Origin of the sequence: Sphingomonas sp. BT-65 (assembly GCF_026107375.2) — a bacterium.
Taxonomy (GTDB): domain Bacteria; phylum Pseudomonadota; class Alphaproteobacteria; order Sphingomonadales; family Sphingomonadaceae; genus Sphingomonas.
This window is the reverse complement of record NZ_JAPCIA010000002.1, coordinates 312842-326040: the sequence shown is the minus strand read 5'-3', so window position 1 is coordinate 326040 and position 13199 is coordinate 312842. Positions and strand designations below refer to the sequence as shown.

Here is a 13199-nt window from a genome sequence, read left to right as displayed (position 1 = left end):
TGCCTCTGGTAATGATACAATGTATCATCTCAGCCACTCGTAGGGAGAGAGAGCATATGAAAGCGTTCGTTGCAATCCTTGTGCTCGGCGGCACGCTGCTGGCGGCGCCCGCGTCGACCCGGACGGCGCAGCCGGCTTCGCCGCTGCTCGGCAGCTGGGCCGTCGACCTCGCGCGCCTGCCGATGCCGCCCGAGGCGCGGCCGAAGCGGGTGACGATCACCTATAGCGAGGCGAGCGACGGCAAGTGGCGGACTCAGGTCGAGGTCCTCGGCAACGACGGATCGCGGAGCCAGGCCATGGGGACCTACTGGCCCGACGGCACCTCCTACCCGGTCGAGGGCAATCTCGAGGCCGATACGGCCGCGGTGAAGCTGCCCATGCCCAACGTGATGGTGCAGGCGCTGGCCAAGGGCGGGGTGCCGGCGTCGATGCGTACCTATACGGTCGCGATGGACGGCAAGACGATGACCGAGACCGTCGTGTTCTTCACGCCGGACGGCAAGCCGGTGATGCGAACCAACTATTTCAATCGGGTCGGGTAACCGCAGGCCCGCCGCCGCCGCTATCGACGCGCGGCGGGCGGTTTCCCGCGATACTTTGCCACGAACGCGACCAGCGCGGGGTCGTCGATACTGTCGACTGCGATCGCGTCGATTAGGGTCTTCTCGGAAAGCGGGCCCTTGCGTGCGAAGAAGACGTAGAGGTTGCCCGGCGCACTGTGCGTCGTGTCGCCGATGCTCATCGCGCCGCAGGTGGTCATTGAACGGTTGACCCGGAACAATGCCTGCGGTCGCGGGCCCCTGAACCAGCCGATCGGCTTGAAATAGGACGGGGCGGGATACGCATATCTGACCTTGGGCAGAGGCACCGGCGGCGGGATCGGCTGCCCTGCGCGCACGCGCCGGGTAGGCGGCGGGCGATAGGGCGGCGTCCAGGCCGTGTCCCGCGCGACGAAGATCAGCGCCGCATGCTGCAGCGCCGTGGTCTGTCGGGTCCGTAACCATGTCTCGGTCTGTCTGCGGTCCAGCTCCGCGACCCGCACTTTATAGGCTTCCGGACTCTCGCCAACCAGCGGAGGCGGTGGCGGCGCGATGCTGCAAGCCCATACCGGAGAAGCGACGAGCGCAGCCGCATTCAGGGCTGCCGTCAGTGCGATATGCCTCGTCATGACGCCCTCCAGCGAGACTGTCGCCCGATTATCGCATAATGATACAGTATAACGCGCCAGCACATCAACGGCCGTGTTCAAAGCGGCCAGCCGTCATGTGGACCAGCTACGTCACGCGCGTGCGCTAGCCGCCTCGCGCGGATCGGCGCCGTAGCGGTTGGGGCCGAGCGTGCCGGGCCAGAAGAAGAGGAATATCTCGACGAGGATCGTAGCGAGCATTGCCCAAAGCAGAATCGCGGACAGGCCGTCCCAGCCGGGGCGGGTGTTCCAGATCAGGAAGGTGATGCGCGTGCCGCCACCAATATTCGGTTGGAGCAGAAGCGTGGTCGCCAATGTGGTCTGCAGCACGGGAATCCAGACCTACCCACCCGAACGGTCGAGATCGTGCATCCGGCGCACGAACAGCGCATAGATCGGAAGATGGATGAGCAGCCCGAGCGCCAGCCCGCTCGCGATCCGAAGCGGATCGGATAGATCGCCGGCGATCGCCACTGGCATTTGCCCGAACAGGGTGGCGAGCAGCAGGAACCCGAGCGCTTCCGTCCTGGTCGAACGCCCGGAGAAGACGAACATATCCCTGATCGGCTTGGTCGCCAGGGACAAGAACGGCGGCCCGTATCGATCGACGACTTCCATGACCGAGAGGCTGCGGGTTCGCGCAGCCTCCCGTCAAGGTCTCAAAGCACCTCGAACAGCCCCGCCGCGCCCATGCCGCCGCCGACGCACATCGTGACGACGACGTACTTGGCCCCGCGGCGCTTGCCCTCGATAAGTGCATGCCCGGTGCAGCGCGCGCCGGTCATGCCATAGGGGTGGCCGATCGAGATCGAGCCGCCATTGACGTTGAGCAGATCATTCGGGATGCCAAGCTGGTCGCGGCAATAGAGCACCTGCACCGCGAATGCCTCGTTGAGCTCCCACAGCCCGATATCGTCCATCTTGAGGTTGAACCGCTCGAGCAACGCGGGGATCGCGAAGACCGGGCCGATGCCCATCTCGTCGGGTTTGGTGCCCGCGACCGCCATGCCGACATAGCGGCCGAGCGGGGTGAGGCCGCGCTTCTCGGCGACCTTCTCTTCCATCAGCACGCTGGCCGAGGAGCCGTCCGACAGCTGCGAGGCGTTGCCCGCGGTGATGACGCCGTTGGGGACCACCGGCTGGAGCGCCTGGAGCCCTTCGAGCGTGGTGTCGGGGCGGTTGCCCTCGTCCTTGGTGAGGGTGACCTCCTTCTGGGTGACCTCCTTGGTCTCCTTGTTGACGAGGTTCATCGTCGCGGTGACCGGGATGATCTCGTCGTCGAACTTGCCCGCGGCCTGCGCGGCGGCGGTGCGCTGCTGCGATTGGAGGCTGTATTCGTCCTGCACCTCGCGGCCGATGCTGTAGCGCGCCGCGACGACCTCGGCGGTCTGCAGCATCGGCATGTAGACGTCGTTGTGCATCGCCAGCAGCTCGGGATCGGGGGCGATGCGCATCTGCGGGGTCTGGACGAGGCTGATGCTCTCGACGCCGCCGCCGATCGCGATGTCCATATTGTCGACGATGATCTGCTTGGCGGCGGTGGCGATCGCCATCAGGCCGCTGGCGCACTGGCGGTCGACCGACATGCCCGCGACGCTGACCGGCAGGCCGGCGCGGAGCAGCGCCTGGCGCGCGATGTTGCCGGCCTGGTGCCCCTGCTGGAGCGCGGCGCCGAACACCACATCCTGCACCTCGGCGCCGTCGATCCCGGCGCGCTGCACGGCGGCCTCGATCGACCTGGCGGCGAGCGTCTGGGCGGGGAGCGCGTTGAAGGCGCCGCGATAGGCGCGGCCGATCGGGGTGCGGGCGGTGGAGACGATGACGGCGGAACGCATGGGCGGCTATCCTTTGTTGGTCGTTAGACGAAGATCTGGCTGATCCATTCGGCGATCATCGCGGGCTTGGTCTCGCCCTCGATCTCGACGGTGAACTCGACGGTCTGCTGCCACTGGCCGGGGCGTTTCTCGGTCAGCTCCAGCGTCTTGAAGCGGCCGCGCACGCGCTTGCCCGAGCGCACGGGCTGCAGGAAGCGGACTTTGTTGCCGCCATAGTTGACCCCCATCTTGACCCCCTCAATCCGGGGTTGGGGCGTCAGCGAATTGAGCAGCGGCATCAGCGACAAAGTGAGGAAGCCGTGCGCGATGGTGCCGCCGAACGGCGTCATCGCGGCCTTGGCGGGATCGACATGGATGAACTGGTGATCGCCGGTCGCTTCGGCGAACTTGTCGATCATGTCCTGGGTCACCTCGACCCAGGCCGAGACTCGCTCCGCGCCCGTGCGAGCGGCGAGCTGCTGGATCGTGATCGTCTCGGCGTCGGCCATTCCGGCTCCCTCTCGCATCCTCGTCCGCATGTAGGCGCAACCTGACGTGAACGGCAAGAGGGTCCCTACTGCAAACGCGAAAAAACTAACTCCTATAAGGGTGCATTGCGCTGGTGAAACCAAACCCGATATTCGAATTCCTGTGCGACAGGATCGATTTTTCGCTTTGGCTTGACGCGCATGGCCAATCCTGTCCTGATCTCCCCGGGGAAATTGGGGGGAAGGAACATGCGGACATCGAGTCGCGCGGTCGCGTTGTCCATTGCGCTGGCGGTGCTCGGGGCGAGTCCCGTCCATGCACAGTCGGCATCGCCATCAGGCGCCGCGATCGCCATCGACGAAAAGCTGCCGGCCGACGCCAAGGCCTTTCTTCGCAGCCTGCATCCGCAATCGGGCGATGTCCGAATCGCGGCGGCAAAGGCGGTGCTGCACCTCGGCGATCGCTACTATTTCCTTCCGGCGGACGAAGCGAAACGGGTGCTGATCCAGCTATGGGGGAATCCGCCCGAAGTGGTGTCGGACGTGCTCGGCCTGGTGATGGAGAAGGGCAAGTCGCCGATCGACGATGCATGGGGCGCCGTGATCACCTATCGCGACACAGGCTATGTCTCCGACGCGGACGCCACCGCGCAGGATTATGATGCGGTGCTCGCATCGATGAAGGAAGGCGAGGCGACGGAGAACGAGCAGCGCAAGGCTGCGGGTTTTCCCACGCTGTCGGTGGTCGGCTGGGCCCAACCGCCATCCTACGACGCCACGGCCCACTCGCTGATCTGGGCGCGCGAGCTCGCCTCGAGCGACAGCAAGATCAACAGCCTCAACTATGACGTCCGCCTACTGGGGCGAACGGGCGTGCTGAGCCTCAACATGGTGGCAACGATGCCGATGCTGGCGCAGGTGCGCCAGGCAGCGAAGACGTTCGGCCAGTCCGCGGATTTCGAGACCGGCGCGCGCTATGCCGACTATGACGCGACGACCGACAAGGTCGCCGGCTATGGGCTTGCCGGCCTGGTTGGCGGCGGCGCCGCGGTCGCCGTGGCGAAGAAGGTCGGGTTCCTCGCGGTCCTGGCGAAGTTCTGGAAGCTGATCCTGGTCGGGATTCTCGCCTTCGGCGGGGCGGCCCTCGCGATGTTCCGCAAGCTGTTCGGCCGCCGCGCGGAGGATGAGGAGGAGGGCTAGGCCTGCCTCATCGCCCGTCTGCCTGCCCCTCCGGATAGGGATAGATCAGTGTGCCGTCAGGCGCCGCGGCGTAGGCGGTCTGGGTGGGATAGGGGATGACGATGCCCTCCTTCGCGAACTTGCGCAGGATGCCGATCACGATCTTGTCGCGCGCGAGGTTGCCGGCGGGCACGTCGTCGCCCGGCACGTCGAACTCGACGACGAGGTCGACCGAACTCGGGCCGAACTTGTCGTAGCTGGCGCGCGCGGGGGTAGCGCCCGAGGCCTCGATGATCGCCTCGATCATTGCCGGGATGCGTTCGAGCAGGTCGGGCGGGGTCTGGTAGGCGACGCCGATCGTCAGCGCGTTGCGGACGTGATGGCGCGCGGAGACGTTCTGGATTTCCTTGTCGAGCAGTTGCTTGTTGGCGATGATCCGCTCCTCGCCGGTGAAGGCGCGAATGCGGGTGGACTTGAGCCCGATCGCCTCGACCGTGCCCTTGGTCTGGTCGTAGAAGATCTTGTCGCCGCGGCGGAACGGCTTGTCGAAGATGATCGCGAGCGCGGCGAACAGGTCGGCGAAGATGCCCTGCGCGGCGAGGCCAATGGCGATGCCGCCGACGCCGAGGCCGGCGACCAGGCCGGTGACGTTGACCCCAAGATTGTCGAGCACCACGACCAGCGCAATCGCAAACAGCGCGAAGGTGACGAGCAGGCGGATCAGGCCGAGCGCCGAGAGCAATGCCTCGCCATGATAGTTCTCGGACTCGGTGCGCTTCTCGATCGCGCCAAGGATCAGCTCGCGCGCCCAGAGCGCGGCCTGGAACACGGCGGCGAGGGTGAACAGGAAGTCGATCGTCTTGCCCAGCACCTCGGGCGGGTTGGCGTAGCCGCTGACCAGCTTGGCCGCGACCATGATCATGAAGAAATTACCGGTCTTGGCGACCGCGCGGCCGAGGATGGTGCCCCAGCCGGCCGGGCCGGTCGAATGCTCGCACAGCTTCATCCCCCAGCGCCGCAGGAAGTGGAGGATCAGCACGATCGCGGTCGCGACACCGACCGCGATCAGGATCTGCAGCCAGTGGCTGCCGAGCCAGGCGATGCTGTCGTTCCACAGCGTTTGCGCCTGAAGATCGAGATTCTCCGACGTATCTTTCGCGGTCTTCCCGGCCGCGGCGGCGGTGTTGGTGACGATCATTGCTGGTCCTTCAGGCGGCCTTGGCGGAAACGCCAGCGCTTTCGAGAAAGGCGATCAGCCCGCGTTCGGCGCGGGTGAGGTAGCGCGTGGCACGGGGGAGGGCGAGCGTCTCGCGGAATGCTTCCTGCGCCCCGCGGTCCTTGGCGAGCGCGATTAGATCGGGGTGGACATAGGATTTGCGGGCGATAGCGGGGGTGTTGCCGAGCGCCTGCGTCACTGGTTCGAGCATCGTGTTGAGGCCGACGAAGCCGTCGGCGGACGCCAGCGCTTCGAACGCGATCACGCTCGCGCCCCAGGTGCGGAAATGCTTGGCCGTGAATTCGTCCCCCATCGCATCGCGGATATAGTCGTTGACGCCGGTCGAGGTCACGGGGTGGGGTTCGCCTTCTTCATCGAGCCAGCCGAATAGCTGTTGGCCGGGCAGGTCGTGGCATTTCTTGACGAAGTTGAGCAAGCTGCCGTCGGTGAGGGTGAGTGTGCGCAGCCGGCCCGATTTGGCGCGGTATTGCAGCTTGAGGCTGTGGCCTTCGAGCCTGGCGTGGCGCTTGCGCAGCGTGGTTGCGCCGAAGCTCTTGTTGGCCTTTGCGTAACCCTCGTTTCCGATGCGGACATGGCCGCGGTCGAGCAGGCGGACGACCGCGGCGACGGCGCGTTCCTTCGACAGCGAACGCTTGCGCAGATCGGCCGCGATCCGCGCGCGCAGCTTGGGGAGGAGATGGCCAAAGGCGGCACAGCGGTCGTACTTCGCAGCCTCCTGCGCGGCGCGGAATTCAGGGTGGTAGCGATATTGCTTGCGCCCGCGATCGTCGATCCCGGTTGCCTGGAGGTGGCCATTGGGGTGCGGGCAGTACCAGGCGTCGGTATAGGCCGGGGGGAGGCCGACGGCGTTGAGCCGGTCGATCTCGTCGCGATCAGTGATGCGCTTGCCCTCGGCATCCCAATAGCCCCAGCCGTGCCGCACCTTGCGCCGTGTGATGCCCGGCCGGCTGTCGTCGCAATATCGCAGGCCGCGCTTCATGCCCCGTTGAATGCGCGTCCCGCCGCATCGTTCCGGAACCGGTGCGCGGCGCGGCGGTTGAAAAGGCAACGAACCCCGGAGCTTGAGGAGAGCGAAGATGACCGAGTTGGCGCAGGCACGCGTGCTGATGATCGCGACCGACGGATTCGAGGAATCGGAGCTGATGAAGCCGCGCCAGGCCTTGCTCGATATGGGTGCGAAGGTGACGCTGGCCTCGCTCACGCGCGATCCGATCCAGGGCGAGAGCAGCGGCGAGAAGGGCGCGGCGATCATACCCGACGCGCTGGTCGCGGAGATGGACAGCGCCGATTTCGACGCGTTGGTGCTGCCCGGCGGAGTCGGCAATCCCGACAAGCTGCGGCTCGACCGGCGGACGGTGGAACTGGTCCAGGAATTCTTCGATGACGGCAAGGTGGTCGCGGCGATCTGCCACGCGCCGTGGCTGCTGGTCGAGGCCGACATCGTCGACGGCAAGCGCGTGACGAGCTGGCCCTCCGTTCGCACCGACCTCGCCAACGCGGGTGCCACGGTGGTGGACGAGGAAGTGGTGATCGACGGCAACCTCATCACCAGCCGCAAGCCCGGCGACATCCCGATGTTCGTCGCCGCGATCAAGTCGGTGCTGGCCGAGGAGCTGGAAGCGGCGGTGGAGTAATGGAGCTATCGAATTCCTCCCCCTCCGGGGGAGGGGGACCGGCGAAGCCGGTGGAGGGGTACTCTCCTCAAGCAATGCCGCTTGACGAAGCTACCCCTCCGTTCATCGCTGCGCGATGCCACCTCCCCCTCCGGGGGAGGAGTTAAGGGGGTAGTGACACCTTCCGGCGCATAAGCTCGCGAAACTTCGCGGAGTCCGTCCATGCGTCTCGCTTTCGCTCTCGCCGCCCTGCTCGCCTCCACTGCCCCCGCGCTGCCGCAGGGCCAGGCCGCGCCGTTCACCGTGCAGGAGACCGGCCGCGGCTATGCCTCGCTGCAGGAAGCGGTGTCGGCGATCGGCGAGGGACGCGGCACGATCCGCATCGCGCCAGGCCGCTATGGCGAGTGCGCAGTTCAGGAGGCGGGCGAGATCAGCTTCGTCTCCGAAGTGCCGGGCAAGGCGATCTTCGACCGCGCGATCTGCGAGGGCAAGGCGACTTTGGTGCTGCGCGGGCGCGGGGCGAAGGTCGACGGCATCGTATTCATGCGCACGCTGGTCGAGGACGGCAACGGCGCCGGCATCCGGCTCGAGACCGGCGACCTCCACGTCACCAACGCGATGTTCATCGACGGCCAGTGCGGCATCCTGACCGCGAGCTTCCCGCGCGGGCGCATCACGATCGAGCGCTCGACCTTTGCTGGGCTGGGCAAGGACCCGACCGGCAATGGTGCGCATGCGCTGTACATCGGCGACTATGGCTCGCTGCGCATCTTCCAGTCGCGGTTCGAGCGGGGCACCGGCGGGCACTATGTTAAGGTCCGTGCGCCGCGGGTCGAGATCCTCGATTCGAGCTTCGACGACAGCCAGGGCAGCCACACCAACTATGCGATCGACCTCTCGAACGGCGCGAGCGGGCGGATCGCGGGCAATTCGTTCGAGCAAGGGCCGAACAAGGACAATTACTCGACGATGATCGCGGTGGCGCCCGAGGGGGCCAAGCACAGCTCGGAAGGCCTCGTGATCGAGGGCAACAAGGCGTGGCTGTCGCCCGCGTTCAAGGAGCGCACGACCTTCGTCGGCAACTGGTCGCGCGATGCGCTGACGTTGCGCAACAACGATCTTGCTGACCGGATCGCGCCGATCGCGCAGCGCTGAGGCGTTAGAGCCCCACGCCGCCGGCGACGTTAAGCTCGACCTGGCTGTCGAAGCCGGCGATCAGCGGGCGGCCTTTGGCGATCGCGGCCTGGACGGCGGGAAGCTGGAGCGAAGCCTTGTGGCTCTCGGCCTTGTCCCACACTTCGGTGATCCAGATCGCGTCGGGCTCCTTCACGTCCTCGGCGACGATATAGGCCTTGCAGCCCGGCATCGCATCGGTGCCTTCGAGCAGGATCGCGATGAGTTCCGCGCGCTTGCCGGGTTGGGCGCGCATTTTCCCCAGCAATCCGAACATGTTGATCCTCTCCGCCGCTTTGACCTGCGGCGCAAGCAGGGCGATCGCCAGTCCCCCGGCGATCGTCTGCCTGCGCCCAAGTCTCATTTTGCGAGATTCCGCAGCACATACTGCAGGATGCCGCCGTTGAGGAAATATTCCAGCTCGTTGACCGTGTCGATGCGGCAACGGGTGAGGAAGGTCTCGCTCGAGCCGTCGGCGCGGGTGAGCTTGACCTCGACGTCCTGGCGCGGGCGGAGCTGCGCAACACCCTGAATCGTAAAGGTTTCGCTGCCGTCGAGCTTGAGGCTCTGGCGGTCGACGCCTTCGGCGAACTGCAGCGGGAGCACGCCCATGCCGACGAGGTTCGAGCGGTGGATGCGCTCGAAGCTCTCGGTGATCACCGCGCGCACGCCGAGCAGGTTGGTTCCCTTCGCTGCCCAGTCGCGCGAAGAACCGGTGCCGTATTCCTTGCCCGCGACGATGACCAGCGAAGTACCGTCCGCCTTGTGACGCATCGCGGCGTCGTAGATCGGCATGACCTCGCCTTCATACTTCGTCATGCCACCTTCGACGCCCGGCACCATTTCATTACGAATACGGATATTCGCGAAGGTGCCGCGGACCATGACATTGTCGTTGCCGCGGCGCGCGCCATAGCTGTTGAAGTCGGCCTTGGCGACTTGGCGCTCCATCAGCCACTTGCCCGCGGGGCTGTCGGCCTTGATCGAGCCGGCGGGGCTGATGTGGTCGGTGGTGATCGAATCTCCCAATATTGCCAAGGGCTTAGCATCGATGATGTCGGCGACGGGGGCCGGGGTCATCGTCATGCCCTCGAAATAGGGCGGGTTGGCGATGTAAGTGCTTGAAACGGGCCAGTTATACGTCGCCGAACCCTCGACCGCGATCTTCTGCCAATGGGCGTCGCCGAGATACACGTTCGAATAGCGGGTACGGAACATGTCGGAGTCGATGTTGGCGTTGATCACGCCCTGGATCTCCTCGTTCGTCGGCCAGATGTCCTTCAAGTACACCGGGCCGTCGTTACCCTCGCCGATCGGGGTCTCGATCATGTCCTCGGTCACCGTGCCCTTGAGGGCATAGGCGACGACCAACGGGGGCGAGGCCAGGAAGTTGGCGCGCACGTCGGGCGACACGCGGCCCTCGAAGTTGCGATTGCCCGAGAGGACCGAGGCAGCGACGATGTCGTTGCCGTTGATCGCGTCGGAGATCGGCTGGGCCAGCGGGCCGGAGTTGCCGATGCAGGTGGTGCAGCCATAGCCGACGAGGTTGAAGCCGATCGCGTCGAGATCCTCGGTCAGGCCGGCCTTGTTCAGATAGTCGGTCACGACCTGCGACCCCGGGGCAAGGCTGGTCTTGACCCAGGGCTTGCGCGTCAGGCCCTTGGCGCGCGCTTTCCGCGCGACGAGGCCCGCGGCGATCAGCACCGAGGGGTTGGAGGTGTTGGTGCAGCTGGTGATCGCGGCGATCACCACGTCGCCGTCGCCGATATCGTGGTCCTTGCCCTCGACCGGCACGCGCGCGGCGTCCTCCTTGCCATAGAGTTTGAACAGGTCGCCGTTGAACACCTCGTCGACCTTGTTGAGCGACACGCGGTCCTGCGGGCGCTTGGGGCCGGCGAGGCTGGCGGTGACGGTCGCCATGTCGAGCTCGAGCGTGTCGGTGAACACGGGGTCCGCGACATCGTCGTGGCGCCACATGCCCTGCGCCTTGCAATAGGCCTCGACCAGCGCGACGGTCTCGTCGCTGCGGCCGGTGAGGCGCATATATTCGAGCGTCTTGTCGTCGATCGGGAAGAAGCCGCAGGTCGCGCCATATTCGGGCGCCATGTTGGCGATGGTCGCGCGGTCGGCGAGGGTCATCGTCGCGAGGCCGGGGCCGAAGAACTCGACGAAGCGGCCGACCACGCCCTTGGCGCGCAGCATCTGGGTGACGGTCAGCACCAGGTCGGTGGCGGTGATGCCCTCCTGCAGCTTGCCGGTGAGCTTGAAGCCGATCACCTCGGGGATGAGCATCGACACCGGCTGGCCGAGCATCGCGGCCTCGGCCTCGATGCCGCCCACGCCCCAGCCGAGCACGCCGAGGCCGTTGACCATGGTGGTGTGGCTGTCGGTGCCGACCAGCGTGTCTGGATAGGCGACGGTCGCGCCGTCCGAAGCTTCGGACGTCCACACCGCGTCGGCGACGTACTCGAGGTTCACCTGGTGGCAGATGCCGGTGCCCGGGGGGACGACCGAGAAATTGTCGAGCGCCTTCGAGCCCCACTTCAGGAACTCGTAGCGCTCCAGGTTGCGCTCATATTCGAGCTCGACATTCTGGCCGAACGACTTGGGCGTGCCGAACGCGTCGACCATCACCGAGTGATCGATGACGAGGTGGACGGGGACCTGCGGGTTGATCTTGGCGGCGTCGCCGCCGAGCTTGGTGATCGCGTCGCGCATCGCGGCGAGGTCGACCACGCAGGGCACGCCGGTGAAGTCCTGCATCAGCACGCGTGCGGGGCGGTACTGGATCTCGCGCTCGGGGGCGATCGGGTTCTTCTGCCAGTCGACGATCGCCTGGGCATCCTCGGGGGTGACGGTGACGCCGTCCTCGAAGCGCAGCATGTTCTCCAGCAGCACCTTCATCGAGAAGGGCAGGCGGCTGACGTCGCCGAGCTTCGCCGCGGCCTTGGCGAGGCTGTAATAGCTGTAGCTCTTGCCGCCGACGGTGAGCGTGTCGCGCGTTCCGAGGCTGTCCTGGCCGATGGCTGTCATGCTTGCGGGTCCCTTTCCCATCTGTGTGCCACCGGAGCGGCATTGTCAGTGTGCCGCCGGAGCGGCGTGGGGGGAGCGGCTGCTAACAGAGCCGCACGGGCGCGCCGGCGTGAAGCGAATGCGAAGATTCGGGAGGGCCGATAGCAGGGGGAGGGGGCGGGGGGAAGGGGAGGGGGCGTGGGGGGCAGAGAGATGACTCTCCAATAGCTAACCTGTGCCGTGACTGACTGGGTCGGTCACTCCCAACCGCGACGGACGTCCGTTCGTCTGCATTCAGGGCATGCGATTGGTGAGGTAGGCCGATCGCGCCGCCGAGCCTCGCGTTTCTCAGCTTCGGTAAGAACCTCGGCTTCGAATCGATGGCCACAGTTGTTGCACCGGAATCGAATAGAATCAGTCATAGGATATCCCTGCTTTTTCAAGCAGGTTCTCCCACAGCATTTGTGCAGCCTGCATAGGAGTCATGCGGGAGCGGTCATCGCCCCTCCCCATGCGAAAGGCGTTTGACTGCAGGTATAGTTCGAATTCATCGTGTTCGATCGAAAGCCACCCGTGAGCTCCATCATCAGGCGCATTCTCTTCGAACAACCAATATACATCCCCAAAACCAGAGCGCCCGCCCTTACGCGTATGCACTGTAAGGTGGGCCGTACCTCGATCGCGAGCACGGTTCACGATTGTGCAGCCAAAAGATGTAGCTGACAGTTCGCTATAGCGAGCGCGAAAATTATCGAGGGAATCAAGTTCATTAACCGCGCTACGGAAATAGTCTCGCATTTGATTGAAGGCCGTCTGGCGAAATTCGCTACGATCGATGTCGTCGAAGTCACGCTTAGCGCGGTAGCGTCGTTGTGCATCCGGCGAAATTGGAGGCTCTGCGCCGCGAGGTATCAACTCTGTCGGCCTCTGATCAGATTCGATCGCGCGACGAATCTCCTGAACAACATTCAGATATGCGCTATTGGGATTAGTCCACTCGCTCACCGCTCGGCCATCCTGCGGTACGACTTTGATATTCCGAAGGTTGGTGGACTGCCAATCACAGGGCTCGGCGATGATCGCGATTACTCTGGCTTCGCCTGCAGCTTGCCGCGCCATCGCGCGCGCCATTTCCTTTTCAACACAGTAGTCTGAATTGAGGAAGTCTGGCGTAACGAGCAGCAGGAATAATCCGCTGGCTTCCAGCCTTTCTGCAATCTCTTGGTCCAGGTTGTCACCGGCAAGAATGTCTCGGTCGAACCAAGCGTCAATCAACCCGTCACGCCTCAAAACGGCGAGATGGACGTGTAAGCGATCTAAGGCTGCGGCATCACGATGAGAGTATGAAATGAATGCGTCCACTGCTGCCTCAAAGTCAGCTCTTGCCCTACGCTGGATCATATCGTGAACATCGCGTGGGGGCAAGTGGCAGATGCGCGAGCGCAGCGGTTGAAGGGCGAAGGCCTATCTTCCGCTAGTCGGTCTGCGACGATCGGT

The 13199-nt window shown here is 65.1% G+C and carries 14 protein-coding genes; 4 read left to right on the top strand and 10 right to left on the bottom strand.

All coding sequences use genetic code 11. The features are described 5' to 3' along the window. Positions 1 to 56: 56 nt before the first annotated feature. The gene (locus OK349_RS16155; RefSeq protein WP_265118936.1) at positions 57 to 542 is read left to right on the top strand and encodes a hypothetical protein; all 486 of its coding nucleotides are present in this window, start codon (positions 57 to 59) and stop codon (positions 540 to 542) included. 20 nt (positions 543 to 562) lie between these two features. Here the strand turns inward: OK349_RS16155 and OK349_RS16150 are convergent, their stop codons facing one another. From OK349_RS16150 to OK349_RS16130, 5 genes are all read right to left on the bottom strand, one after another. Beyond that, a complete protein-coding gene (locus tag OK349_RS16150; RefSeq protein WP_265118935.1) occupies positions 563 to 1168 on the bottom strand; it encodes a hypothetical protein in 606 nt (201 codons plus the stop codon). A gap of 111 nt (positions 1169 to 1279) precedes the next feature. Then, a complete protein-coding gene (locus OK349_RS16145) occupies positions 1280 to 1501 on the bottom strand; it encodes a DUF805 domain-containing protein (RefSeq protein WP_265118934.1) in 222 nt (73 codons plus the stop codon). Positions 1502 to 1528: 27 nt separating this feature from the next. Next, positions 1529 to 1741 carry a DUF805 domain-containing protein gene (locus OK349_RS16140; RefSeq protein WP_265118933.1) on the bottom strand — a complete coding sequence of 71 codons (213 nt, stop codon included), beginning with the start codon at positions 1739 to 1741 and terminating at the stop codon, positions 1529 to 1531. Positions 1742 to 1845: 104 nt separating this feature from the next. After that, entirely contained in the window at positions 1846 to 3021 is a 1176-nt protein-coding gene (locus OK349_RS16135) for an acetyl-CoA C-acyltransferase (RefSeq protein WP_265118932.1), read from the bottom strand. 23 nt (positions 3022 to 3044) lie between these two features. Continuing rightward, positions 3045 to 3509 (bottom strand): MaoC family dehydratase, encoded by a 465-nt coding sequence (locus OK349_RS16130; protein ID WP_265118931.1) that lies wholly within the window; start codon positions 3507 to 3509, stop codon positions 3045 to 3047. Positions 3510 to 3737: 228 nt separating this feature from the next. Between OK349_RS16130 and OK349_RS16125 the strand changes: the two genes are divergently transcribed. Continuing rightward, positions 3738 to 4688, top strand: coding sequence for a DUF2167 domain-containing protein (locus tag OK349_RS16125; protein WP_265118930.1), 951 nt, complete (start codon positions 3738 to 3740; stop codon positions 4686 to 4688). 7 nt (positions 4689 to 4695) lie between these two features. Here the strand turns inward: OK349_RS16125 and OK349_RS16120 are convergent, their stop codons facing one another. Both OK349_RS16120 and OK349_RS16115 read right to left on the bottom strand, forming a co-directional pair. After that, positions 4696 to 5865, bottom strand: a complete 1170-nt coding sequence (locus tag OK349_RS16120) for a mechanosensitive ion channel family protein (RefSeq protein ID WP_265118929.1) — start codon at positions 5863 to 5865, stop codon at positions 4696 to 4698. Between the two features lie 10 nt (positions 5866 to 5875). After that, the gene (locus tag OK349_RS16115; RefSeq protein WP_265118928.1) at positions 5876 to 6883 is read right to left on the bottom strand and encodes a DNA topoisomerase IB; all 1008 of its coding nucleotides are present in this window, start codon (positions 6881 to 6883) and stop codon (positions 5876 to 5878) included. Between the two features lie 97 nt (positions 6884 to 6980). Between OK349_RS16115 and OK349_RS16110 the strand changes: the two genes are divergently transcribed. Further along, positions 6981 to 7538, top strand: a complete 558-nt coding sequence (locus OK349_RS16110; protein WP_265118927.1) for a type 1 glutamine amidotransferase domain-containing protein — start codon at positions 6981 to 6983, stop codon at positions 7536 to 7538. A 201-nt stretch (positions 7539 to 7739) separates the two neighbouring features. Next, positions 7740 to 8672, top strand: a complete 933-nt coding sequence (locus OK349_RS16105) for a right-handed parallel beta-helix repeat-containing protein (protein WP_265118926.1) — start codon at positions 7740 to 7742, stop codon at positions 8670 to 8672. Between the two features lie 4 nt (positions 8673 to 8676). Here the strand turns inward: OK349_RS16105 and OK349_RS16100 are convergent, their stop codons facing one another. The 3 genes from OK349_RS16100 to OK349_RS16090 all read right to left on the bottom strand — a co-directional run bounded on the left by OK349_RS16100 (position 8677) and on the right by OK349_RS16090 (position 13103). Then, entirely contained in the window at positions 8677 to 9054 is a 378-nt protein-coding gene (locus tag OK349_RS16100) for a putative quinol monooxygenase (RefSeq protein ID WP_372340579.1), read from the bottom strand. Then, entirely contained in the window at positions 9051 to 11723 is a 2673-nt protein-coding gene (gene acnA / locus OK349_RS16095; RefSeq protein ID WP_265118925.1) for an aconitate hydratase AcnA, read from the bottom strand. Before acnA ends, OK349_RS16100 begins: the two co-directional genes overlap by 4 nt. A gap of 393 nt (positions 11724 to 12116) precedes the next feature. Beyond that, positions 12117 to 13103: a toll/interleukin-1 receptor domain-containing protein gene (locus OK349_RS16090; protein WP_265118924.1), complete on the bottom strand. Its 987-nt coding sequence runs from the start codon at positions 13101 to 13103 to the stop codon at positions 12117 to 12119. Between the last annotated feature and the right edge of the window lie 96 nt (positions 13104 to 13199).